Annotated in this window: 18 protein-coding genes and 1 riboswitch; of the genes, 10 read left to right on the forward strand and 8 right to left on the reverse strand. The window is 73.8% G+C overall.

The features are described 5' to 3' along the window. Together KBX43_RS29870 and KBX43_RS29875 are read right to left on the reverse strand one after the other, a co-directional pair. Nucleotides 1-2,208: nitrate- and nitrite sensing domain-containing protein (locus KBX43_RS29870; protein ID WP_210888442.1), on the reverse strand; the 2,208-nt coding region annotated here is incomplete at its 3' end. After that, nucleotides 2,195-3,376 carry a hypothetical protein gene (locus KBX43_RS29875; RefSeq protein WP_210888445.1) on the reverse strand — a complete coding sequence of 394 codons (1,182 nt, stop codon included), beginning with the start codon at nt 3,374-3,376 and terminating at the stop codon, nt 2,195-2,197. The genes KBX43_RS29875 and KBX43_RS29870, both read right to left, overlap by 14 nt. A 374-nt stretch (nt 3,377-3,750) precedes the next feature. On the opposite strand from KBX43_RS29875, the gene KBX43_RS29880 reads away from it, so the two are divergent. From KBX43_RS29880 to KBX43_RS29890, 3 genes are all read left to right on the forward strand, one after another. Further along, nucleotides 3,751-6,615, forward strand: a complete 2,865-nt coding sequence (locus tag KBX43_RS29880) for an alpha/beta fold hydrolase (RefSeq protein ID WP_064446734.1) — start codon at nt 3,751-3,753, stop codon at nt 6,613-6,615. Further along, complete coding sequence (locus KBX43_RS29885) at nt 6,615-7,523, forward strand: ABC transporter permease (RefSeq protein WP_043327978.1); 909 nt, start codon at nt 6,615-6,617, stop codon at nt 7,521-7,523. Before KBX43_RS29880 ends, KBX43_RS29885 begins: the two co-directional genes overlap by 1 nt. Before the next feature lie 150 nt (nt 7,524-7,673). Then, a complete protein-coding gene (locus tag KBX43_RS29890) occupies nt 7,674-8,123 on the forward strand; it encodes a DoxX family protein (protein WP_210888447.1) in 450 nt (149 codons plus the stop codon). A gap of 55 nt (nt 8,124-8,178) precedes the next feature. Here KBX43_RS29890 and KBX43_RS29895 read toward each other — a convergent pair whose 3' ends face one another. Further along, nucleotides 8,179-8,808, reverse strand: a complete 630-nt coding sequence (locus tag KBX43_RS29895; protein ID WP_210888449.1) for a DUF4232 domain-containing protein — start codon at nt 8,806-8,808, stop codon at nt 8,179-8,181. 42 nt (nt 8,809-8,850) lie between these two features. Then, nucleotides 8,851-9,159, reverse strand: coding sequence for a helix-turn-helix transcriptional regulator (locus KBX43_RS29900; protein ID WP_210888451.1), 309 nt, complete (start codon nt 9,157-9,159; stop codon nt 8,851-8,853). 90 nt (nt 9,160-9,249) lie between these two features. Between KBX43_RS29900 and KBX43_RS29905 the strand changes: the two genes are divergently transcribed. The 4 genes from KBX43_RS29905 to paaN all read left to right on the forward strand — a co-directional run bounded on the left by KBX43_RS29905 (nt 9,250) and on the right by paaN (nt 14,776). After that, entirely contained in the window at nt 9,250-10,224 is a 975-nt protein-coding gene (locus KBX43_RS29905) for a DMT family transporter (RefSeq protein ID WP_051611342.1), read from the forward strand. A gap of 72 nt (nt 10,225-10,296) precedes the next feature. Beyond that, nucleotides 10,297-10,429, forward strand: a riboswitch (SAM riboswitch). 12 nt (nt 10,430-10,441) lie between these two features. After that, on the forward strand, nt 10,442-11,731 hold the full coding sequence (thrC, locus tag KBX43_RS29910; RefSeq protein ID WP_064446731.1) for a threonine synthase: 1,290 nt from the start codon (nt 10,442-10,444) through the stop codon (nt 11,729-11,731). A 299-nt stretch (nt 11,732-12,030) separates the two neighbouring features. After that, the gene (locus KBX43_RS29915; protein WP_064446730.1) at nt 12,031-13,050 is read left to right on the forward strand and encodes a GNAT family N-acetyltransferase; all 1,020 of its coding nucleotides are present in this window, start codon (nt 12,031-12,033) and stop codon (nt 13,048-13,050) included. A gap of 52 nt (nt 13,051-13,102) precedes the next feature. After that, on the forward strand, nt 13,103-14,776 hold the full coding sequence (gene paaN, locus KBX43_RS29920; RefSeq protein WP_197494891.1) for a phenylacetic acid degradation protein PaaN: 1,674 nt from the start codon (nt 13,103-13,105) through the stop codon (nt 14,774-14,776). A 70-nt stretch (nt 14,777-14,846) separates the two neighbouring features. Here the strand turns inward: paaN and KBX43_RS29925 are convergent, their stop codons facing one another. After that, complete coding sequence (locus KBX43_RS29925) at nt 14,847-15,362, reverse strand: GNAT family N-acetyltransferase (protein WP_043327984.1); 516 nt, start codon at nt 15,360-15,362, stop codon at nt 14,847-14,849. Between the two features lie 223 nt (nt 15,363-15,585). On the opposite strand from KBX43_RS29925, the gene KBX43_RS29930 reads away from it, so the two are divergent. From KBX43_RS29930 to groL, 3 genes are all read left to right on the forward strand, one after another. Beyond that, nucleotides 15,586-15,789 (forward strand): cold-shock protein, encoded by a 204-nt coding sequence (locus tag KBX43_RS29930; protein WP_013288855.1) that lies wholly within the window; start codon nt 15,586-15,588, stop codon nt 15,787-15,789. Nucleotides 15,790-15,902: 113 nt separating this feature from the next. After that, complete coding sequence (locus KBX43_RS29935; protein ID WP_210888452.1) at nt 15,903-17,246, forward strand: hypothetical protein; 1,344 nt, start codon at nt 15,903-15,905, stop codon at nt 17,244-17,246. Between the two features lie 275 nt (nt 17,247-17,521). Next, nucleotides 17,522-19,144: a chaperonin GroEL gene (gene groL / locus KBX43_RS29940; RefSeq protein ID WP_018787968.1), complete on the forward strand. Its 1,623-nt coding sequence runs from the start codon at nt 17,522-17,524 to the stop codon at nt 19,142-19,144. Nucleotides 19,145-19,212: 68 nt separating this feature from the next. Here the strand turns inward: groL and KBX43_RS29945 are convergent, their stop codons facing one another. The 3 genes from KBX43_RS29945 to KBX43_RS29955 all read right to left on the reverse strand — a co-directional run bounded on the left by KBX43_RS29945 (nt 19,213) and on the right by KBX43_RS29955 (nt 22,884). Continuing rightward, complete coding sequence (locus KBX43_RS29945; protein WP_104112573.1) at nt 19,213-19,434, reverse strand: hypothetical protein; 222 nt, start codon at nt 19,432-19,434, stop codon at nt 19,213-19,215. 71 nt (nt 19,435-19,505) lie between these two features. Beyond that, the gene (locus tag KBX43_RS29950) at nt 19,506-20,432 is read right to left on the reverse strand and encodes a GNAT family N-acetyltransferase (protein WP_064446727.1); all 927 of its coding nucleotides are present in this window, start codon (nt 20,430-20,432) and stop codon (nt 19,506-19,508) included. 43 nt (nt 20,433-20,475) lie between these two features. Continuing rightward, a complete protein-coding gene (locus KBX43_RS29955; RefSeq protein ID WP_064446726.1) occupies nt 20,476-22,884 on the reverse strand; it encodes a S8 family serine peptidase in 2,409 nt (802 codons plus the stop codon). Nucleotides 22,885-22,943: the final 59 nt, after the last annotated feature.

Genomic DNA, 22,943 nt, shown 5'->3' on the forward strand with positions numbered 1-22,943 from the left:
GGTCGGGCCGGTCGTCGGCCCGGCGGCCGGGGGAGCGACCGGGACCGGGCCGACGACCGGTGTCGGCGGGGAGGTACGGCCGGGGTGCGCCACCGGCCCGGCCGGCCGGGTGGCGGGCGCACCTGCGGCCGGCGGCCAGGCGGGCGGCGCGCCGGCGGTGGGCAGGCCCGGATCCTCGGCCGGCTCCGGAGCGTCGTCCCGCTTGCCGAAGGCGTTCCACGGGTTGCCGCTGGACATGCTGCGGGTGGCCCGGCTCAGCAGCTCCGCGTCGAAGCCGGCGGGCGGTTCGACCGCTGCCGTCCCGTGCTCGTGCCCGCCGGGCGGCACAGCGGCCAGCGTGGCGGTGGCGAAGACCGGCTCGGGGCGGCGGACCACGAGCGAGTCGGCCGGGACCTCCAGGGTGGCGGTGACTCCGCCCCCGGGGGTCGGCGTCAGCCGGACGTGCCAGCCGTGCCGCCGGGCCAGCCGGCCGACGACGAAGAGGCCGAGCACCTCGGTCGGGGCGAGGTCGAGCCGCTCCCGGCGGTCGAACCGCGCGTTCTCCTCGGCCATCCGCTCCTCGGTCAGGCCGATGCCGTGGTCGACCACCACGAGCCGGGCGCCGCCGTCGGTCAGCTCGCCGGTCACCACCACGCGGGTGTGCGGCGCCGAGAAGGAGGTGGCGTTCTCCATCAGCTCGGCCAGCGTCAGCACCAGGTCGCCGACGATCGCCGGCGCCGCCGCGACGCCGGGCGGCACCTCCACGTCGACGCGGGTGTAGTCCTCGATCTCGCCGAGCGCGAGCCGGACCACGTCGGCCAGCGGGACCGGCGCCACGTGGCCGTCCGAGCCGGTGGCGCCGGAGAGCACCACCAGGCTGCCCGCGTTGCGGCGCAGACGGCTGGAGATGTGGTCCAGCCGGTACAGGTGCTCCAGCCGGCCCGGGTCCGTCTCCTGCCGCTCCAGCCGGTCGATGAGCGCGATCTGGCGGCCGACCAGGTTCTGGGTACGCCGTCCGACGTGGCCGAACATCTGCGCCACGTTGCGGCGTCCGGCCACCTGCCGCTCGACCAGCCGGGCGGCGGTGTGCTGCACCCGGTCGAACGCGCGGGCCAGCTCACCGATCTCGTCCCGGGCGCTCACCTCCACCGGGTCGAGGCGTACCGGGGGCACGCTCTCGGACTCGTCGTCGGCGACCCGGGTCAGCTCCGCCTCGGCGACCCGGGCGACCCGCTCGGCGGAGCGGGTGAGCCGGCTCAGCGGGCGGGCGACGGTACGGGCCACCGTCATGCTCAGCAGCACCACGACCAGCAGGATGACGCCCGCCGCCACGGTGACCAGCCAGGCCGCGGTCAGAGCCTCCCGCTCCCGGGCGCGGGTCTCCGCGATGACGTCCGCGACGACCTTCTTCTCGACGAACTGGCCCAGCGTGATCATCGACCGGGACGCGGGGAAGAGCACGTCCAGCGAGACCGGCGCGATCGCCGCGTCGGGGTCCCGGAGGCTGTCCACCAGGAACGTCGGGCTGGTCCGCGCGGCCACCGCCGCGTCGTCCAGCTCGGCCACCTTGAGCTGCTCCGGCGTGATCAGCCGGCGGAAGCGCCGGTTGTCGACGTTGAGCGCCGCCATGCACGCCACGAACGACCGCGACATCCGCGGGTCGCCGGTCGCCTTGACCAGCACGATCTGGGTGGTGCAGGAGCTGAGCGCCTCGTCGACGCGCAGCAACGCGTCCAGGGCGAGCACCTGCCGCCCGGCGGCGGTGTCGGTGTCCACCTGGTACGGCAGTCGCAGCGCGTCGATCAGGGCGGTGTCGACCTCGCTGAACGCGGTCAGGATCTGGTCCGGCCTGGCCCGGCCGGCGAGCGTGGCGGTGCGGACGTCGTCCAGCTTGCGTACCCCGTCGAGGCTCTCGCGGACCGTCGTCGGCAGCGTCTCGGCGCGCAGATCGGCGACCCGGTCGTCGACGGTGGCCGACTTCTGGATCAGCTCGGTGCGGGACACCCGTCCGAGCAGCAGCCCGACCGAGAGCAGGCGTTCCTGCTGGAGATCCTGGACCAGGCTGCCGACGCGGCTGGCGATGCGGACCGTCTCGGCGGTGTCGGCGGCCCGCTGCGCGGCGGCCACCCGGTCGATGACCACCGGAACGGCCAGCCCGACCATGCTGAGCAGCGGGATGATCACCAGCAGGGCGAGCTTGCCCCGGATCCGTAACCTAGCGAGCAGCATCGAACGGCCTCCACCGGTCGGCGTCGCCGCCCCGGCCGACGGCGACCGGCTGGCGGTCACCCTCGGACACGGTGATCGGCGGGTCAGCGTGGACCGCCGGTGGGGGTCCGGCCTCGGCCGGCGTGCGGCGCGCCGGGGGAGGGCCGGCGGCCCGCGCCCGCCGTAGCGCGGCGCGGTGCCGCGCGGCGATCCCGGCGAGCAGCGCGACAGCGGTGCCGGCCGCGGCCCGGCCCAGCAGGCGGTCCCGGTCGATCGCGTCCAGCCGTTCCTTCAGCAGCGCGTCGAGCTGGTCGAGGATGACCGTCCGGAGCTGCTTGGCGGCGTTCTGCGCGGTGATGCCGGCCTGGGTGAGCTGGTCGGTGCTCGGCGCGGACCGCCCGCCGCCGGGCGCCGAGTAGACCGAGAACGTCTCCAGCGAGCGCTGGTAGGTGTCCAGCGGGGTGAGCACGTTGGCGCCCAGGTCGGTGCTCTCCGAGCTGTCGACGGCGGAGCGCAGGTCGGCGACGAGGTCGGTGGCCGGGCCGAGCGCGGCGACGCGCAGCTCGGCCAGTTCCGCGCCGGTCCGCGCGCGCTCGGCGGCGGGGCGCTTGGCCGCCAGCCGGGCCAGGTCGACGAGCCGCCCGGCCAGCACGGTCGCGGTGGGCAGGTCACCGCCGATGCCGTCCTGGAGGAAGAACGAGTCCGAGCGCGGGTCGCGGATCAGCCCGGAGCTCTCCCGCACCTTGCGGTAGAGGGCCAGGAGCAGGTCGGACGCCTCGCCGTAGGCCCGGAAGGCCGCCTCGGGGTCGCCGAGCCCGCGGTCCGGCAGCGACTCGAGCTTCGCCCGCAGCCCGGCCCAGCGCTCGTGGGTGCGCAACTCGTCGCCGACGGCGCTGTCCACCTCGGCGACGCCCTCGATCGCGGCGGTGAGCGCGCCCCGGGAGACGGCTCCCTCGGCGACCGCTATCGCCTGGGCCTCCACCAGCGCGTCGGTGATCGGGCCGAGGGCGCGCAGGTAGCGCACACCGAGCCGTTCCCGGCTCGCCAGGTCGTGGTCGTCCGCGGCGCTGCTCTCGGACTGGGCGAAGATGAACCCGAGCGGTACGAGCAGCGCCAGCACCAGCAGCAGGGGAAGCGTGCGGCCCGGTACGGCGGGCCGCCGACGGACCCGCGGCGCGGGGACTGTCATGGTGTGTCTCCTCCGGCGACGGCGGGGCGTTCGGTGCCCCGGGAGGTCGCCGTACGCAGTCCCGTGCACCGGACCGGAAAAGTAGCCGAACCGGACGTCTGTGCAACCTCGGCCGATGAGTCGGCTTCACGTCAGTCCATTCTGGGCGACGCTGAGTGAGCTTCGACGTCACTCAGCGTCCGATCATGTTGCCGAGAAGTGACATCGACGATGGTTTGCGCGTGTAGATGTGAATTCACATGATCCGAACATGTGCCGCTGGGATGCTCTGGACCTTTGGCGGACGACGGTGGGCGATCGACGAACGGCGCAACCGGACGGACGTACGGCGGATCTCAGCGAATGCACAGCGATCGGCCCGTACCGTGTGCCGCATGAGATCACCAGTCGCGCGGATCCGGCGCGCCCTGGCCGGACGCCCACGCCGGATCGTCGCCGTCGTGGCGGTGGTAGTCCTCGTCGCCGCCGCGCTCGTCTGGGTGGCCCGGCCGCAGAGCCCGGACTTCCGCACCGAGTCGGCGCTGGTGACGGTCCGCTCCGGGCCCTCCGGTGACGAGCCGGTCGAGCTGGACACCACGCTCTACCTGCCGGACCGCGCGTCGGAAGCGAACCGCGTGCCGGCGGTGCTGCTGGCGCACGGGTTCGGTGGCACCAAGGACTCGGTCCGCTCCGACGCCGAGGACCTGGCCGCCCGGGGGTACGCGGTGCTCACCTGGACCGCCCGCGGCTTCGGGCGCAGCGGCGGCCAGATCCACCTGGACAGCCCCGACTACGAGGTGCGGGACGCCCAGCGCCTGCTCGACCGGCTCGCGGCCCGGCCGGACATCCGCCTCGACTCGCCGGGCGACCCCCGCGTCGGCGTGGTCGGCGGCTCGTACGGCGGCGGCCTGGCCCTGCTGCTGGCCGCGCAGGACCAGCGGGTCGACGCGATCGTCCCGATGATCACCTGGAACGACCTGTCCCGCGCGTTCCTGCCGGAGAGCACCGGCCGGCAGCCCACCGACGGCGTGTTCAAGAAGGGCTGGGCGGGGATCTTCTTCGGTGGCGGCGGGAACGCCGGCTCCGGTCCGGCCGGGCTCTCCGGGGCCACCGCCGCCGCGCCGGAGGGCGCGCCCGAGTCGGCCGGACCGCCGAGCCCGCAGCCGGGCGCCGGTCCCGGTACCGGCTCCGGTCGCGCGCCGGCCGGCGCCGCCGACCCGTCCTGCGGGCGCTTCGCCGCCGACGTCTGCGCCGCGTACCTGCGCATCGCGACCACGGGCCGGGCCGACGCGGCGGCGGTCGAGCTGCTGCGCCGGTCGTCGCCGGCCGGCGTGCTGGACCGGATCAAGTCCCCGACGCTGCTGGTCCAGGGCGAGGCGGACACGCTCTTCCCGCTGGCCGAGGCGGACGCCAACGCGCGGGGCATCGCCGCCGCCGGCACGCCGGTGCGGGTCGCCTGGTTCACCGGCGGCCACGACGGCGGCTCCGGACCCACCTCCGACTCCGACCGGGTGAAGTTCCTGACCGCGCAGTGGCTCGACCACTACGTCAAGGGGGACGGGGCGGCGCCCGGCGACACGTTCACGTTCTCCCGCATCGCCGGGTTCGACGCGCTCGACCGGGGCCTGGTCGCCACCGGCTTCCGTACCGCCGACTATCCGGGCCTGGCCGGGGAGGACCGCCGCGAGGTCACGCTCGCCGGTCCGCCCCAGCCGGTCGCCGTACCGCCCAACGGCAACCCGGCGGCGATCTCCTCGGTGCCGTTCGCCGGCGCGCTCGGCTCGCTGCTGGACGGCGTGGCCGGTGACATCCCGGGCCAGCACGCCCGCTTCGAGTCCGCGCCGCTGGACGAGCCGGTCGACGTGGTGGGCGCGCCCACGGTGCGGATCCGGGCCGCCTCCCCGACCGGCGAGGCGGTGCTGTTCGTGAAGCTCTACGACGTCGACCCGCAGGGGGCGGCCACGCTGCCGTCCGGCCTGGTCGCGCCGGTGCGCCTGACCGGCCTGCCCAGCTCCGTCGACGCGGCCACGCCGGTCACCGTCACGCTGCCGGGGATCGTCCGCCGGGTCGAGGCCGGGCACCGGCTGCGGCTCGTGGTGGCGACGTCGGACCAGGCGTACGCCTCGCCGGCCGAGCCGGCCGTGCACACGGTGGCGCTGGCCGACGGGCCGCTGACGCTGCCCACCGTCGAGGCCACGCCCATCCCCACCACGGCAGTGGTGTGGCGCTGGGCGCTGGCCGGGCTGCTCGCCGCAATCGTGCTCGGGCTCGTCGTGGTCGTGCTGCTCACCCGCCGCCGGCACCGCCGCCAGGACAACTCCGTGCACCCGGAGTACGCGGGCGTCCCGCTCGCCGTGCGCAACCTGCGCAAGGAGTACGCGGACGGCTTCGTCGCGGTCTCCGACGTCGACTTCGAGGTGCACCCCGGGCAGGTGGTCGGCCTGCTCGGCCCCAACGGCGCGGGCAAGACCACCACGCTGCGGGTGCTGATGGGGCTGACCCAGCCCACCGCCGGGGAGATCTACGTCTTCGGGCACCGGCTGGTGCCCGGCTCGCCGGTGCTGTCCCGGATCGGCGCGCTGGTCGAGGGGCCGGGCTTCCTGCCGCACCTGTCCGGCCTGGACAACCTCAAGGCGTACTGGCGGGCGACCGGGCGGCCGTGGGAGGACGCGCACTTCGACGAGGCGCTGGAGATCGCCGGCCTGGGCGACTCGGTGCACCGGCGGACGAGGAAGTACAGCCACGGCATGCGGCAGCGGCTGGCCATCGCCCAGGCCATGCTCGGCCTGCCCGAGCTGCTGGTGCTGGACGAGCCGACGGACGGGCTGGACCCGCCGCAGATCGCCGAGATGCGCCGGGTGCTCCAGCGCTACGCCACCGACGGCCGGGCGGTGCTGGTCTCCAGCCACCTGCTGGCCGAGGTGGAGCAGACCTGCACGCACGCCGTGGTGGTGAACAAGGGCCGGATCGTCGCCTCGGGTCCGGTCGAGGAGATCGTCGGCGAGTCGCCGAGCGTGCTGTTCGAGGTGAGCGACCCGGACGCGGCGCGTACGGTGCTCGACCGGCTCGACGGCGTACGGGTGCTGCCCGACGCCGAGGGCGCGCTGGTGGTCGACACCAACGGCACCGCGCGCAGCGAGGTGGTGGCCGAGCTGGTCCGGGCCGGTATCGGAGTGGACCGGGTGGTGCCCCGGCGCCGCCTGGAGGACGCGTTCCTCGCCCTGGTCGGCGAGAACTCTCGGGGAAGCGGGGACCGGTGATGGCGGGTTCGTCTGTGGCATCGTCGCCTGGTGGCGGCACGTCCGGGCCCGGCGCGGGCGGTGCGGCGGCCGGTTACCGGCCCTCGGCCACGCTTCCGTTCGCCGCGGAGTTCCGGCGGCAGGCGTCGCGCCGGCGTACCCAGCTCGCGCTGGGGTTCATGGTGCTGCTGCCGCTGATCATCCTGGTGGCGTTCCAGTTCGACTCCGGGGACGACGACCGCGGCGGGCGGGGCGAGTTCTCCAGCCTGGCCGACCTGGCCACCTCGGGCGGGCTCAACTTCACCCTGTTCTCGATCCTGGTCTCCGCGTCGTTCCTGCTGGTCGTGGTGGTGGCGTTGTTCTGCGGCGACACGGTGGCCAGCGAGGCGAGCTGGGGCAGCCTGCGCTACCTGCTGGCGGTGCCGGTGCCCCGGGCCCGGCTGCTCGCGGTGAAGCTGGTCGTCGCGCTCGCGTACTCCGGGCTGGCGCTGCTGTTGCTCGCGGGCACCGCGCTGCTGGTCGGCACGCTGCGGTACGGCTGGAAGCCGTTGAGCAGCCAGGTCTCGGCCGAGCTGGCCCCGGCCGACGGCTTGCTGCGGCTGCTCGGGGTGCTCGGGTACCTGGCGGTGGTGCTGCTGGTGGTGGCCGGGCTGGCGTTCCTGCTGTCGGTGACCACCGATGCCGCGCTCGGCGCGGTCGGTGGCGCGGTGCTGCTCTGGATCCTGTCCAGCATCCTGGATCAGATCACCGCGCTGGGCGGGCTGCGGAACCTGCTGCCCACCCACTACAGCAGCGCCTGGCTGGGGTTGCTGTCCACGCCGATGCAGACCGACGACGTGGTCAAGGGCGCGTTCTCGGCAATCGTCTACGCCACGTTGTTCTGGAGCCTGGCCTTCTGGCGTTTCACCCGCAAGGACGTCACCAGCTGAGGTGACTGTCGGGGGTACCCGCATTGGCGCGTCCGCCCATATCATGGGAGCGTTCCCATGCAATTGTCCCGCCTGCAAAGAAATTGATTAACATCGATACGTGCAATCGCCATCCTGGAGCGGTCAAACACCCGCCCCAGGAGGTCACACATGATTCCGACCCAGCTCAGCGGCCCTGTCCTGTCCCTGTTCCGCGCTGTTGTGGGGCTGCTGTTCCTATGCCACGGCGCGGCGTCGATATTCGGCGTCCTCGGCGGTAACCGAGGCTCCGGCGAGGCCGTCCCGTTCGCCACCTGGCCCGGTTGGTGGGCGGCGCTGATCCAGCTCGTCTGCGGCGTGCTGGTGCTCGTCGGCCTGCTCACCCGTCCGGCCGCGCTGCTCGCCTCCGGTTCGATGGCGTACGCGTACTTCACTGTGCACCAGCCGGAGAACCTGATGCCGCTGCAGAACGGCGGCGAACTGGCGGCGCTCTTCTGCTGGTCGTTCCTGCTGGTCGCCGTGCTCGGCCCGGGCAACTGGGCGCTGGACGCGCTGCTCGCCCGCCGCCGCGCCGCCCCGGCCGAGCCCGCCACCGCGTCGCCCGCGTCGGTCCCGGCCTGAGCCGCCGTCCGGCGAGATCGCGGTACGGGAGGGCGCTTCCGTACCGCGATCTGAGTCAGAGCGGGTTGACCGGCGAGGTCGAGGGGGCCGGTGGATCGGAGCGCGGGGGCGCCTGCGTCGCCGGGTCGGCGTCGCGGCGCTTCCAGGCGCTGACGCCGAGCCGGCCGGTGTTCCCGAGGTCGATCGGCCCGTCCAGCTCGACCGGGTACGCCGGCCGGCCGGTCGACGGGGCGACGTCGAGTTCGGCGCCCGCGGTGGCCACCACGGTCGGGTCGGTGACGAGGTTGCGCCAGATCAGCGCCGCGCCGGCCCGTTCGCCCGGCGCCAGCACGATCCGCGTGGGCGGGTGGTCGAAGCCGGCGGTGATCGGCGCGGCGCCCGGGATGATCCGTACCGTTATCGCGTCCCCGTCGGCGTCCCGGAGCGCGACCGCCGGATAGCCACGCAGCTCGTACGGGCGGTCGCCGCAGTTGACCAGGTCCAGGCCCATCGCCCGCAGCCCCATCGCCGCGCTCACCCCGAGCCCGGTGATCCGGATGCCCTCCGGGGAGCACGTGGCGGCGGGCTCGGCGCCGGGCCGGGGTGGCGCCGACGGCGGCCCGTCGACCGGGGCCGGTGCCGGGGTGCAGCCGGCGAGCAGTGCCGCGCCGGCGAGGAGCCCGATCCGGGCAGTCGCCTTCCGCATCAGGCGATCATGTCATCCCGCCGGGAGTGGCGGGGAGGCTGATCATTGCGGCCGGGCGGGCGCGGTGAGGACGGCGTCGAGCAGGCCCGGGTAGAGGCGGTCCAGCTCGTCGCGGCGCAGCCGCACGTACCGGGTGGTGCCCGCGATGCGGGTGCGGGTCAGGCCCGCCTCGCGCAGCACCTTCAGGTGGTGGCTGCGGGTGGCCTTGGAGACGCCGAACTCGAACGAGCCGCAGGCGTGCTCCCCGCCCGGCGCGAGCGCGCGCACGATCTGCAGCCGCACGTCGTCGGCCAGCGCCGCCAGCACGGCGGTGACCGGGACCTCGCGCAGCTCGGGTTCGTGCAGCTCCATGTGACTACGATAACCCATGTTCGACAATCGTCGAACAAGCTCCTAGAGTCGTGGCGTTTGGTTCGACGATACTCGAACATAGGAGCTGGGATGCGCTTCCGTTCCGCCGCCTTCCCGATCTTCGCAGTGCTCAGCTGGGGCGTCATGTTCCCCGTGCTGGCGAGCGCGCTGACCCGGGTGGACGCCCTCAACCTGACCACCGCCCGGTACGTCCTCGCCACCGCCGTGCTGGTCGCCCTGCTGCTGGCCCGCGAAGGGCTGGCCGCACTCGCCACGCGCGGGCGCGCGGCCGAGGTGTGGCTGCTCGGCGCACTCGGCTTCGCCGGCTTCAACACGCTGACGAACCTCGCCCTCGGCCACGCCACCCCGCAGCAGATCGCGCTGTTCGGCGCCACCGTGCCGCTGATCACCCAGCTGGTCCGCTGGGCGCGCGACGGCGTACGCCCCCGCCCGGCGCTGCTCGGACTGGCACTGGTGGCCCTGGTCGGCGTCGGCCTGGTGATCACCCGCGGCCGGCTGGACGGGCTCGGACAGTTCGGCGTCGGCGGGCTGCTCATGCTGGGCGCGGTGATCGGCTGGGCCTTCTACACGCACGGCGCGAGCCGGTTCCCCGAATGGTCGGCGCTGCGCTACACCACGCTGACCGCCGTCACGGGCATGCTCGCCATGCTCGCCGCCAGCGCCGTCGCCGACCTCACCGGGCTCCAGCACGCGCCGGCCGCCGCCGACCTCGTCGCGGTCGCCCCCCAACTGGCGTACGCGGTGCTGATCGCCGCCGTCCTCGCGGTGCTGGCCTGGAACACCGGTGTACGGCGACTCGGCCCGGCCGACGCCGCGCTGTTCATGAACCTGGTGCCGGTGGTCACGTTCGCGGTGCAGATCCTGCGCGGGTACCGGCCGGTCGCGATCGAGCTGGTGGGTGCCGGGCTGACCATCGCCGCCCTGGTGGCCGCGAACCTGGTCACCCGTACCCGCCCGGCAGCCGTGACCACGACGGCGCCGGAGCCGCTCGCGGTGGTGGACCGGCCCGCCGTGGTGGAGCCGGCCGCGGTGGTCGGACGCTGAGCCGGCCCACAGCGTGGGATCCCGGGGTGGCGCGGCCGTGAGCAGCGCATAGACTCGGCGGCACAACTGAATACCTCATCCAGAGGGGCTGAGGGATACGGCCCGACGACGCCCCGGCAACCACCCGCACGCTCGACGACGAGCGGCAGCGGGCAGGTGCCAATTCCGTCCCCGCCGCACCCGGCGATGCGGGGAAAGATGAGAGGAAATCCTCGACATGACGTCGACGCTTCCCGCCGCCACCGGCATCGACACCACCCTCAGCCCGGCCCGCGCCCTGGTCTGCCGCGCCTGTTCGGCGCGCTACCCGCTGGCCGCCCAGCACGCCTGTTACGAGTGCTTCGGGCCGCTGGAGGTCGACTACGACACCGCCGCGCTCGCCACCGTCACCCGGGAGCAGATCGAGGCCGGTCCGGCGAACATCTGGCGGTACGCGGCGCTGCTGCCGGCCGGTCAGGACCCGGACACCCGGGTCACGCTCGACCCGGGGCTGACCCCGCTGGTCGCCGCCCCGAACCTCGCCGCCGAGCTGGGACTCACCGCGCCGCTGTGGGTCAAGGACGACAGCGCGAACCCCACCCACTCGTTCAAGGACCGGGTCGTCTCGGTGGCGCTGACCGCGGCCCGGCAGCTCGGCTTCACCCGCTATGCCTGCGCCTCCACCGGCAACCTCGCCAACTCCGTCGCCGCACACGCGGCCCGGGCCGGCGTGCCGTCTGTCGTCTTCATCCCCGGCGACCTGGAGCAGGGCAAGGTCGTCACCACCGCTGTCTACGGCGGTGACCTGGTCGCCATCGACGGCTCGTACGACGACGTGAACCGGCTCTGCGGCGAACTGGTGGAGACCGACGAGTTCGAGGACACCGCGTTCGTCAACGTGAACGTGCGGCCCTACTACGCCGAGGGCTCCAAGACGCTCGGCTACGAGGTGGCCGAGCAGCTCGGCTGGCGGATCCCGGCCCAGGTGGTCATCCCGATGGCCAGTGGCGAGCTGCTCACCAAGATCGACAAGGCGTTCGCCGAGCTGGTCGAGATCGGCCTGGTCGAGGCGCCGGCCGGTGGCTGGAAGGTGTTCGGCGCGCAGTCGGCCGGCTGCAACCCGATCGCCACCGCGCTGCACGGCGACACCGACACGATCACGCCGGTCAAGCCGACCGGCATCGCCAAGTCGCTGAACATCGGCGACCCCGCCGCCGGGCTGTACGCGCTGGAGGCGGTGCGCCGTACCGGCGGCTGGATGGACTACGCCGACGACGACGAGATCCGCGCCGGCATCCGGCTGCTCGCCCGTACCACCGGGGTGTTCGCCGAGACGGCGGGCGGCGTGACGGTCGCGGTGTTGCGCAAGCTGGTCGAGTCGGGCCGGCTCGACCCGTCCGCCGAGACGGTCGTGTTCAACACCGGCGAGGGCCTGAAGACGCTCGACGCGGTGGCCGCCCAGGTGGGCCCCACCCACCGCATCAAGCCGTCCCTGCGCGCCGCCCGGGACGCCGGCCTGCTGTCCTGACCCGGAGCCCGGCGCCTCGGCCGGGTGGGGGAGGTGGGGCTCGCCCGGGTGGGGGATCGGGTGAGACCGGTGGGTAACCGGTGATGTGCGGTGAGTGCCAGAAAACCACCCTCAAGGACTTGACGGCAGGAACCGGACGGCGCAAGATGCTTCGTGCGGGAGGGCATCCGCCGGAGACTTTTCAAGTTCTTGCGACCCAACGCCGGAGGCGTTGTGCGGACGTCCCTCCCGACCAACGTCCGAAGAGGCCAGCGGAAAACCGCTGGCCTCTTCGCTGTGTCCGGCGCACCCTGGGTGACATGACGCTGACCGTGACGCCGCTTGATCCCGCCGACCGGCAGACGCTCGACGCGGCGTACCGGATCGCCTGCGCCGCCCAGGCCGTCGACGAGCCGGACCTCCCGCCGATCTGCCGCCGCCGCTTCGAGGCGCTGCTGTCGCACCCGATGCCCGGCATCGAGGGACGCTGGCTCGTCGCCCGCCTGGACGGCCTGCCGGTGGGCTGGCTCCGGTTGCACCTGCACACGATCGAGAACACCGAGAACGCGACAGTCGAACTGACAGTCGACCCGGCGTACCGGAGGCGCGGCATCGGCCGCGTGCTGCACGAGCACGGCGTGCGGCTGCTCCGCGAGCACGGCGGCAAACGCCTGGTCGGCTCGACCACCGCCGCGCTGCCCGGCGAGGAGGACCGGGTCTTCCCCGGCGCTGCGTTCGCCGCCGCCCTGGGCGCCAAGCCGGCGCTGGCCGACGTCCGCCGCCGCCTCGATGTGACCGGGCTCGACCGTGACCGGCTCGCCGCGCTGCTGGCCCAGGCCCGCACCGCGGCCACCGGATACCGGCCGGTGCGGTGGCGCGATCACACCCCCGAGGAGTACGTCGCGGACGTCGCCTACCTCCAGGGCCGGCTGCTGCTCGACGCGCCGATGGGTGAGCTGGACTGGAAGCCGGAGCGGATGGACGCGGCGCGGGTACGCGACGCGGAGCGGGCGCTCGATGCCCGGGGCGTACGCCGGTACAACACCGGCGTGGTGCACGAGGCGACCGGCCGCCTGGTCGGCTGGACCCAGCTCAGCCTGGACGCGAGCAGCGCCGACCACGCCTGGCAGGAGATCACCCTCGTCGACCCCGACCACCGCGGCCGCCGGCTCGGCCTGCTCTGCAAGGCCGGGAACCTGGAGTACGCGCTGACACACGAACCGGCGTTGCGGGCCGTCGACACCTGGAACGCGGTCGCGAACCGGCACATGATCGCGATCAACGAGCAACTGGGCTTCCGCCCGGCCGCCGGTTCCGTCGACTGGCAGTTGACGATCTGAGTTGTGACACGCCCCTACTGATCTGGTGCCTTTCTGTTGCATGATGGCGGGCATGACGGAGACCCCGCACCCCCTGTACGACAGGCACCGCGAGACCCTCGACCGGGCGCTGACCGCGATCGCGGAGCGCGGGTACTGGTCGGCCTACCCCGAGTCACCCAGCCCCCGGGTGTACGGCGAGACCGCCGCCGCCGACGGCAAGGCCGCCTTCGAGGCGTACCTGGGTGGCGACTTCCCGCTCGACCAGGCCGGTGACGGCAGCACGGTCGCCACCGAGGTCAGCCCGTTCGGCGTGGCGCTGGACGTGCGCTACCCGCACGCGGGCGCCGACCAGCTCGTGTCCGCCGCGAGCGCCGCGCTGCCCGCCTGGCGCGACGCCGGCCCGCAGGCCCGGGTGGGCGTCTGCCTGGAGATCCTCGCCCGGCTGCACAAGAACGTCTTCGAGCTGGCCAACGCGGTGCAGTTCACCAGCGGCCAGGCGTTCGTCATGGCGTTCCAGGCCGGAGGCGCGCACGCGCTGGACCGGGCGCTGGAGGCGGTCGCCTACGCGTACGCCGAGATGACCCGCCACCCGGGGACCGCCGGCTGGGAGAAGGCCGCGGGCAAGGGCGACCCGCTCCGGATGACCAAGACGTTCCACGTGGTGCCGCGCGGGGTCGCGCTGGTCATCGGCTGCAACACGTTCCCCACCTGGAACTCGTACCCCGGTCTGTTCGCCTCGCTGGCCACCGGCAACCCGGTAGTGGTGAAGCCGCACCCGCGCGCGGTGCTGCCGCTGGCGATCACCGTGAAGTACGCCCGCGAGGTGCTCGCCGAGGCCGGGTTCGACCCGAACCTGGTGCAGCTCGCGCCCGAGGCGCCCGGCGAGAAGCTCGCCACGACGTTGGCCCTGGACCCGGCCGTGAAGATCGTCGACTTCACCGGCTCCACCGAGTACGGCGACTGGCTGGAGGCGAACGCCCGGCAGGCGGCCGTCTACACCGAGAAGGCCGGCCTGAACACGGTGGTGATCGACTCCACCGACGACTTCGCCGGGCTCTGCCGCAACCTCGGCTTCACGCTGACGCTGTACAGCGGCCAGATGTGCACCACCTCGCAGAACCTGCTGATCCCGCGCGACGGAATCGAGACCGACCAGGGGCACAAGAGCTTCGACGAGGTGGCCGCCGGGATCGCCGGCGCGGTCGCCAAGCTGACCGCCGACCCGGCCCGCGGCGTCGAGCTGACCGGCGCGATCGTCAACGACGGCGTGCTGGAGCGGCTGGACGAGGTCACCAAGGTCGGCGAGCCGGTGCTGGAGTCGCGCGTAGTCGAGCACCCGTCCTTCCCCGGCGCGGTGGTGCGTACGCCGACTGTGGTGAAGCTGGACGCCTCCGACACCGCCACCTACTCGCGGGAGTGGTTCGGGCCGATCTCGTTCGCCATCGCGACCGACTCGACCGAGCACAGCCTGCGCATCCTGCGCGAGACGGTGGGCGAGAAGGGCGCGCTGACCGCGGGCGTCTACTCCACCGACGAGGCCGTGCTGGACGAGGCAGAGAAGGCGGCCATCGACGCCGGGGTGCACCTGTCCTGCAACCTCACCGGCGGGGTGTTCGTCAACCAGTCGGCGGCGTTCTCCGACTTCCACGGCTCCGGCGCGAACGCGGCGGCCAACTCGGCGCTGACCGACGGCGCGTACGTGGCGAACCGGTTCCGCATCGTCCAGAGCCGCCGCCACTCCTGAAAGGAGGGGCCCCTTCTTAACGCCTCCGGTATAGGAGGGGCCCCCTCTTAACAACTGCGTCCGGTCGGCCTCACGCCGGGCGGCGCATCTGGAGTTCGTGCAGGCGGGGGATCCTGGGGTGCGGCACGCGTACGCCGGTGTCCACGAAGCCCAGCTTCTGGTAGGCCCGGTAGGCCCGGTCGTTGCCGACCACTACCTCCATCATCAGCTCGGGCCGTCCGCAGGCGCGCGACCAGGCGGCCACCTCGTCGACGAGCGCGGCGAGCAGACCGCTGCCCCGTCGGGCCGGCGTCACGTAGACCGCGTAGACGAGCGTCAGGCCCGGCTCGTCCGGCGCGGCGGTGCCACCGGCGTGGCCGACCAGCCGGCCGCCCGGGTCGGCCACGAACTGGGCGGTGTGGTCGCCCCGGGAGACGGCCGCGACCCGGGCCGCGAACTCCGCGTGCGGCCGGGCGGCGGCCTCGGCCACCGTCTCCAGGAAGGCCAGTGGGGAGTCGGCCAGCATCTCCAGCCGCAGCGCCCGCATCCGGGCGGCGTCGGTCGGCCGGACCCGGCGAACGGTGGTCGTGGTGGGCGCGCTGGTCATGCCGCATGCATACCGGACGGGCCGGCGCAGGCGCGTGACCGGGGCCGGGTACCGCCCGGAATATGCCCGATTTGTGGTCGTGCGCCGTCGTCACGCCTCGTGTAGCGTGCGATTTCGGTCACCGAATTCAGTGGTCGTCGCCGATCGCTGAACCGGTGTGCTACCGGTGCCGGTCCGCCGGTTTCCGGGTGTTGGAACGCCGCGCAGAGTGAGGAAGTGCACCGTGGCACAGGGCACCGTGAAGTGGTTCAACGCCGAAAAGGGCTACGGCTTCATCGCCGTCGACGGCGGGCAGGACGTCTTCGTCCACTTCTCCGCGATCGAGATGGACGGTTACAAGGCGCTGGACGACGGCCAGCGGGTCGAGTTCGAGATCGCGCAGGGGCAGAAGGGTCCGCAGGCCGAGCGGGTCCGCGTCATCGCCTGACCTCCGCCCGCCGGGCGGTTCCGCAGCCGGGTCCACCGACCGGGGGGCTGCGCTGTGAGCGTGCACCATGGAAGATCATGAGCCGTTCCAGCCGTAGCCGCTGAGGAGGGCCCATGTCCGATCTGCCTCCGCCGGGTTCCACCGAACCGGTGTCGCCGACGCCGTCCGGCTCTCCGGCCGACCCGACCGCGCCTCCGCCTCCGGCCACCGATCCGGCGTCGTCGGGGAGCGCCGGGCCGTCCGTGCCCGCTCCCGGCCCGGCGCCCGCCGATCCCTGGGCCGACCAGACCGGCTATGGCCCGAGCATTCCGCATCAACCCGGGTACGACGCGCAGCCCGCCCACCCGAACCCGTCCGGCCCGGCCACTCCCGCCGACCCGGCCACCCCGCCCGGTGGGGGCGACCCGGCCGGCTGGACCGCGCCGGGTGCCGCCCCGCCCCCCAGCTACCCCACGCCGCCGGGCTACCCCACGCCGCCGGGCTACCCCACGATGCCGGGCTACCCGGCTGGTCCTCCCCAGGCGGGCTGGCCCGGGTACCCGGCTCATCCGATGCCGGGCGCCGCCTACCCGGTGGCCGCCGGCCCCGGTGCGTACGCCGGCTGGTTTCCCGGCATCGACCCGCAGGACCCGCTCGTCAACCCGCCGCACGCGGGCATCGGCCCATGGTTCGCCCGTTGCTGGGGGGCGCTGCGGCGCGGTTGGCGGCAGCTCCTGCCGATCGTGCTGCTCACCCAGGTCCCCCCGGCGATGGTGATCGGCGTCCTCACGCTCGTCCTCAGCCCCGACGGGCAGATGGCGACCGCGCCGGACGGGTCGCCGGTGCTGCCGGAGAACTTCTGGGCGCAGACGCTCGGCTTCTACGGCGCGATCCTGTTCGCCGGGCTGATCTTCGGCGCGCTCCAGGCGATGGGCTGGGCGGCGGGCACCTGGGTGATCGCCCGGCAGGCGGCCGGTCAGCCGGCCGGGCTCGGCGCCGCCTTCCGGTACGGGCTGAGCCGAGCCCTCGGCCTCTGGGGCTGGACCATCGTGGTGTCGCTGCTGGTCACGCTCGGCGCCTGCTTCTGCCTGCTGCCCGGCCTCTACGCCGCGCTCGCGCTCGCCCTGTTCGGTCCGGTCTACCTGTTCGAGCGGCGGGATCCGGTCGGGCGGTCGTGGCGGATGTTCCACAGCCGGTTCGGCATGGTGCTGGGCCGGGTCGCGCTGGTGGTGGCGGCGTTGGTCGTGTCGACGCTGCTGGACGTCGTGCTGAGCGGGATCAGCGGGGCGCTCTTCGGGCTCGAGCCGATGGGCGCCGTGGGCACCGCGATCGGCGCGGTGACGCTTACCGTTCTCAGCGCCGTGGTGGCGGCTCCGGCCTACCTGGCGCAGCAGGTGGGGCTGGTGGTCACGTACGCCGAGCAGCGGGCCCAGGAGGGCCCGGTGACCGCGGCTCAGCTGGCGGCGGAACTCGGCTGAGCGGGGCGGTCGTGCTTGCACTCGGCTAGGGAGAGTGCTAAACAAGTCATTGGCACTCGCATACGGTGAGTGCCAGAAGGTCGGGGCGGTAGGGCCACGGCCGCACCGGTGTCCCAGGTGGCGCCGGAGCGGTACGGGGCCGGTCGTCGCGGGCTGTCCGGCCCGACCGAGGAGACGTCGTCGTCGCCAGGTGGCGACGTCCCCAAGGTGCGTACACCAGACGGCCCATCCGGGCATCCCGGGTGGCCCGTGAGTGTCCAGGAGGACAACGCCGTATGGCCAAGATGATCGCGTTCGACGAAGAGGCGCGCCGCGGCCTCGAGCGGGGCATGAACCAGCTCGCCGACGCCGTGAAGGTGACGCTCGGCCCCAAGGGCCGCAACGTCGTGCTCGAGAAGAAGTGGGGTGCCCCCACCATCACCAACGATGGTGTGAGCATCGCCAAGGAGATCGAGCTCGAGGACCCGTACGAGAAGATCGGCGCCGAGCTGGTCAAGGAGGTCGCGAAGAAGACCGACGACGTCGCCGGTGACGGCACGACGACGGCGACCGTCCTGGCCCAGGCCCTGGTTCGTGAGGGTCTGCGCAACGTGGCCGCCGGCGCCAACCCGATGGCCCTGAAGCGGGGCATCGAGGCCGCCGTGGCCAACGTCTCGGAGGAGCTGCTCAAGCTCGCCAAGGACGTGGAGACCAAGGAGCAGATCGCCTCCACCGCCTCCATCTCCGCCGCCGACCCCAGCGTCGGCGAGATCATCGCCGAGGCGATGGACAAGGTGGGCAAGGAAGGTGTCATCACCGTCGAGGAGAGCAACACCTTCGGCCTGGAGCTCGAGCTCACCGAGGGCATGCGCTTCGACAAGGGCTACATCTCCGCCTACTTCATGACCGACCCGGAGCGTATGGAGGCCGTCTTCGACGACCCGTACATCCTGATCGTCAACAGCAAGATCTCGTCGGTGAAGGACCTGCTCCCGATCCTGGAGAAGGTCATGCAGTCGGGCAAGCCGCTGCTGATCATCGCCGAGGACCTGGAGGGCGAGGCCCTGGCCACCCTGGTGGTCAACAAGGTCCGTGGCACCTTCAAGTCGGTCGCCGTCAAGGCGCCGGGCTTCGGTGACCGCCGCAAGGCCATGCTGACCGACATCGCCATCCTCACCGGTGGCCAGGTCATCAGCGAGGAGGTCGGCCTCAAGCTGGACGCGACCGGCCTCGAGATGCTGGGCCGCGCCCGCAAGGTCGTGGTGACCAAGGACGAGACCACCATCGTCGACGGCGCCGGCGACGCCGAGCAGATCCAGGGCCGGGTGAACCAGATCCGGGCCGAGATCGACAAGAGCGACTCCGACTACGACCGGGAGAAGCTGCAGGAGCGTCTGGCCAAGCTGGCCGGCGGTGTTGCGGTGATCAAGGTCGGCGCGGCCACCGAGGTCGAGCTGAAGGAGCGCAAGCACCGCATCGAGGACGCCGTCCGCAACGCGAAGGCCGCCGTCGAGGAGGGCATCGTCCCGGGTGGTGGCGTCGCGCTGGTGCAGGCCGGCAAGACCGCCTTCGACAAGCTGGACCTGGCCGGCGACGAGGCGACCGGCGCGCAGATCGTCAAGATCGCGCTGGACGCCCCGCTGCGGCAGATCGCCGTCAACGCCGGTATGGAGGGTGGCGTCGTCGTCGAGCGGGTTCGCAACCTCGACCCGGGTCACGGCCTCAACGCCGCGACCGGCGAGTACGTGGACCTGCTGGCCGCGGGCATCATCGACCCGGCCAAGGTGACCCGTTCCGCGCTGCAGAACGCCGCGTCGATCGCCGCGCTGTTCCTCACCACCGAGGCCGTCGTGGCGGACAAGCCGGAGAAGACCCCGGCCGCTCCGGCGGGCCCGGGTGGCGGGGAGATGGACTTCTGAGTCCAGCTCCACCCAGTACGCCGAAAGGGGCGGGCCGCGTCAGCGGTCCGCCCCTTTCCGTGTGCGTGTCAGGTGGGCAGCGGGCGCTGGTTGCGTCGCTTGTGCGTCCGGTCGTACGGCGGCAGCCGCCGCGGCTCGTCCACCGGCTGCCGTTGCTCCTCCACCGGTGGCCGGTCCGCGCCGGTCAGCTCGGCGAGCTGCTCGGCGTCACCGATGTCGAGCCGGTCGAACGGGAGCTGGCCGGGAAGCTCGTCGTACGGTTCCTCGGCCCGTTCGTCATTCGTGGTCATGCACCGCCTCCTCTGCCCCCGACCGTAGAGCCCGGTCGATGACGAAGGAGGTCGAATGGCGCTATTAGCGTCTATGCCCCTTTGATGGCTTTCCGGTAGAGGAAGAACACCCGTTCGATCCGGGCCCCCGCCGCGTTCGAGTAGAACGGCACCGGCCCCACCCAGCCGATCTGCGCCGCGCCGATCCCGGCCGCCGCCTGGTCACGCAGGCAGCGGCGCAGCAGCACACCACCGATCCCGGAGCCCTCCGCCGCCGGCGCGGTGCCCATCGGCCCGAACCAGCTCGGCCGGGCCGACCCGTAGGCGGCGAAACCGAGGATCTCACCGTCCCGCTCGGCCAGGTGCACGCCCGCGTCCGGCCGCCCCACCGAACCGGCCAGCTCACCGTCCCAGGTGCCGCCGAACGTGGACCTGGCGAACGCGGCGAGCGCCGGCAGGTCGTCCGGGGTGGCCCGGCGTACCGTCACGCCCCGCCCGGCCAGCCGCCGCTCGGCGGCCTCGGTGGGACGCAGCGCCACCGACCCCTCGGACAGGTCGGCGGTCATGTTCCAGGCGGTCCGGTCCTGCCGGTAGCCGAGCCGCTGCGCGGCGCAGACCGCCGGGGTGTAGCGCACGTCGACCCCGGGCCAGGCGTAGTGCGGCGGGTTGCCGGCGAGCAGCACCTCGGCCGCGCCGAGCGCGCCGAGCCGGCTCTCCGCCTCGGCCAGCAGCGCCCCGCCCACACCCTGGCGGCGCTCCGGCGGGGCGACCGCGATCAGGTCGACGTGGCCGAGCCGCGGATCGGCTGCCGACAGCGACCCGACGAGCACCCCGATCAACGCGCCGTCGCGTACCGCGCCGAGCCGCAGCACCGGGCGGTCGGCCCCGGCGCGTTCCGCCACGGTGACCACCACCCCGGACGCCTCGACCGCGTCCTCCGGCAGGTCGAGCGACACGCGGCACAGCTCGACCACCTCGGGCAGCCGGTCCCGGCCCAGCTCGATGATCTCCACGTCCATGGACGCCGACAGTAGGGCATCGGCAGGCCAATGGACAGGGTTGTTAACCGGTGGCGGCCGCCCGGGCCGCGCGCACCGCCGCGTACGCGTCGACCAGCCCGGCGCCGGAGACGTCCCGCGGTCCGCCGCAGGCCTCGGCGGGCCGCGGGACCGGCTGCGCGGTGTCGCGCAGGATGGCCCGGGTCCGTTCCAGGTCCCCGACCAGCGCGGGGTTCGCCGACCACATCAGCGCCACCACGCCCGCCACCTGCGGCGTGGCCATCGAGGTGCCGTCCAGCGTCGCGTACCCGCCGCCGGGCATCGCGGAGAGCACAGCCGCGCCCGGGGCGACCAGGTCCGGCTTGGCCACGCCGTCCGGCGCGGGACCACGGCTGGAGAAGTCGGTGACGCGGCGCTGCCGGTCCACCGCCCCGACGGTCAGCACGTCCGGGTACGGCGCCGGCGGGTCCACGATCGAGCCGCAGGACGGGCCGGTGTTGCCTGCGGCGGCCACCACCAGGATGCCGGCCGCGGTCAGCGCCGCGGTCGCCGGGCGCAGCGCCCCCGGATCGCAGCCCTCCAGCGGCGGGCAGCCCCACGAGTTGGTGAGCACGTCCGGGGCGCGCGCCGGACGGCCGTCGGTCAGCGGGTTCCCGCCCGGCGGGAACGGGGCCAGCATGAACTGGAGACAGTCGAGGTAGCGGGCCGGGCTGCCCAGGTTGCGGTCCAGGTTGACGCAGCCGACCCAGCTCGCGCCGGGCGCCACGCCGATGCCGTCCCGGCCCACCGCGCTGCCCAGCGTGTGGGTGCCGTGGCCACCCCGGTCGGCCGGGGCGCGGCGGTCCTCCCACGGGTCGTACCAGGAGTCGTCGCCGCCCCGGAAGCCGCCGGCGAGCGCCGGGTGCCGGCCGTCCACTCCGGAGTCGGAGCTGCCCACCACCACGCCGGAGCCGGTGACGCCCAGCTCCGACCAGACCCGGTCCGCCCCGATCAGCGAGATGTTCCAGGCCGGTCCGGTCGGCGCCGGGGCGTCGCCGCGCGCCGTCGGGGCGAGCGCGGGCAGCGGACGCAGCCGCTGGCTGACCAGCACCCGGGCCACCTCGGGCCGGCCGGACAGCCAGGCCCGCACCGCCGGGCCGCCGTCCGTCTCGATCGCGTTGACCAGGTAGTACGGCGTCGGCTTCAGCCGCATGTCGGTCAGCGTGCGGCGCAGGTCGCCCTGGGTGCGGTCGGCGGTGGCGACCAGCCGCCGGTAGACCTCGGTCGCCCGGGCGTCCCGCCCGGCCCGTCCCGGCGTCCCGGCCGGCAACCCGGTCAGGTCGGCCTGCTCGCGCAGCACCACGAGCAGCCGCTCGCCGTGCAGACCCGGCTGGCCGGGGACCACGTACACCACGGCGACGGCGACGAGCAGCGCGGCGGCGGCGAGCGCGGCCGGACCGCGCCGGGGCGCGCGGGCGCGGGACCGGGCGAGCAGCACGCCGTACCCGAGGGCGAGCAGGACCGCGACGGCGAACGCGACGCCGGTGCCCACGGCGACCCAGAACGGCGTGTCCCGGGTGGTGGCGAGCAGGAGGGTGATCTCCTCCGGGTCGGTGAACGCCAGCGGCCCCAGCAACGCCAGCCCGATCAGCCAGCGCACCGGCGCCGGTCCGGCCGGGCGGCCCGACTGCCGGGCCGCCGCCTCCAGCGCGGCCAGCACGAAACCGAGCGGCGGCAGCAGGAACAGCGCCGGCAGTTGTACGCCGGACTGCCCGGCGGCGGCCGCGAGCGGCGTCAACGCGACGCCCGCGACCAGGCCGCCGACCAGCACCAACCGGGCCGGACCCGGCCCGAACGCGGCCCAGAACCGGGCGCCGAGCAGCGCCCCGGCGAGCGTGCCGAGCGCGGCGGCGGCCAACCCGGCGAGCACCGTCTCCAGCGCCCCGCCCAGCGCGCCCACCCACGCCCAGGGCAGCAGCGACGCCAGCCCGGCCGCGACCGCCAGCAGCGACACCGTCCCGAAGCGGCCCTCCGGGACCGCGTCCACGGCGACGGGCGGACGCACGCGGGCCAGCCGGGCGGCGACGAACGCGAGCACCGCGGCGGTCACCGCCAGCGCGGCCAGGTACGCCTCGTGGTGCACCGGCGGCACCGTCCGCAGCAGCGTCGTCGCGCCCAGCGCGACCACGGCGGCGGTCCAGGCGCGGCCGGTCGCCCGCAGCGCGGGGGAGCGGGGCGCCAGCGCCAGCGCCAGCGAGGGCGCCCCGGCCAGCAGCACGGTGACCACCGCCACCACCGGCCAGACCGCCACCGCCCGGTCCAGGCCCATGACCAGCATGACCTGCTCGACGAGCCAGCCGCCGACCTGACCCGGAACGGTCACCAGCACGACCCAGAACCCGGTGAGCACGGCCGCGACGACCGGCCACGGCCCGGTCTCACGCGGTGGCGGCGGCGGTACGGGCGCGAACGGCGGGCCGGTCAGCATGGTCATCACGGTACGGCCGGGCCGTGTCGCCGCGCGCCCCGGACGGTTACCGTGGACGGGTGCGC

Source organism: Micromonospora sp. C41 (assembly GCF_018070485.1).
In the GTDB taxonomy this organism is placed as follows: domain Bacteria; phylum Actinomycetota; class Actinomycetes; order Mycobacteriales; family Micromonosporaceae; genus Micromonospora; species Micromonospora chalcea.

What these genes read in the sequence shown, in the direction of transcription:
- KBX43_RS29900 (WP_210888451.1), bottom strand. Translation starts at nt 9,159, where the DNA reads ATGGAGCTGCACGAACCCGAGCTGCGCGAGGTCCCGGTCACCGCCGTG.
- KBX43_RS29905 (WP_051611342.1), top strand. Translation starts at nt 9,250, where the DNA reads ATGCGCTTCCGTTCCGCCGCCTTCCCGATCTTCGCAGTGCTCAGCTGG.
- KBX43_RS29895 (WP_210888449.1), bottom strand. Translation starts at nt 8,808, where the DNA reads ATGCGGAAGGCGACTGCCCGGATCGGGCTCCTCGCCGGCGCGGCACTG.
- paaN (WP_197494891.1), top strand. Translation starts at nt 13,103, where the DNA reads ATGACGGAGACCCCGCACCCCCTGTACGACAGGCACCGCGAGACCCTC.
- thrC (WP_064446731.1), top strand. Translation starts at nt 10,442, where the DNA reads ATGACGTCGACGCTTCCCGCCGCCACCGGCATCGACACCACCCTCAGC.
- groL (WP_018787968.1), top strand. Translation starts at nt 17,522, where the DNA reads ATGGCCAAGATGATCGCGTTCGACGAAGAGGCGCGCCGCGGCCTCGAG.
- KBX43_RS29885 (WP_043327978.1), top strand. Translation starts at nt 6,615, where the DNA reads ATGGCGGGTTCGTCTGTGGCATCGTCGCCTGGTGGCGGCACGTCCGGG.
- KBX43_RS29935 (WP_210888452.1), top strand. Translation starts at nt 15,903, where the DNA reads ATGTCCGATCTGCCTCCGCCGGGTTCCACCGAACCGGTGTCGCCGACG.
- KBX43_RS29925 (WP_043327984.1), bottom strand. Translation starts at nt 15,362, where the DNA reads ATGACCAGCGCGCCCACCACGACCACCGTTCGCCGGGTCCGGCCGACC.
- KBX43_RS29915 (WP_064446730.1), top strand. Translation starts at nt 12,031, where the DNA reads ATGACGCTGACCGTGACGCCGCTTGATCCCGCCGACCGGCAGACGCTC.
- KBX43_RS29875 (WP_210888445.1), bottom strand. Translation starts at nt 3,376, where the DNA reads ATGACAGTCCCCGCGCCGCGGGTCCGTCGGCGGCCCGCCGTACCGGGC.
- KBX43_RS29955 (WP_064446726.1), bottom strand. Translation starts at nt 22,884, where the DNA reads ATGACCATGCTGACCGGCCCGCCGTTCGCGCCCGTACCGCCGCCGCCA.
- KBX43_RS29945 (WP_104112573.1), bottom strand. Translation starts at nt 19,434, where the DNA reads ATGACCACGAATGACGAACGGGCCGAGGAACCGTACGACGAGCTTCCC.
- KBX43_RS29880 (WP_064446734.1), top strand. Translation starts at nt 3,751, where the DNA reads ATGAGATCACCAGTCGCGCGGATCCGGCGCGCCCTGGCCGGACGCCCA.
- KBX43_RS29890 (WP_210888447.1), top strand. Translation starts at nt 7,674, where the DNA reads ATGATTCCGACCCAGCTCAGCGGCCCTGTCCTGTCCCTGTTCCGCGCT.
- KBX43_RS29950 (WP_064446727.1), bottom strand. Translation starts at nt 20,432, where the DNA reads ATGGACGTGGAGATCATCGAGCTGGGCCGGGACCGGCTGCCCGAGGTG.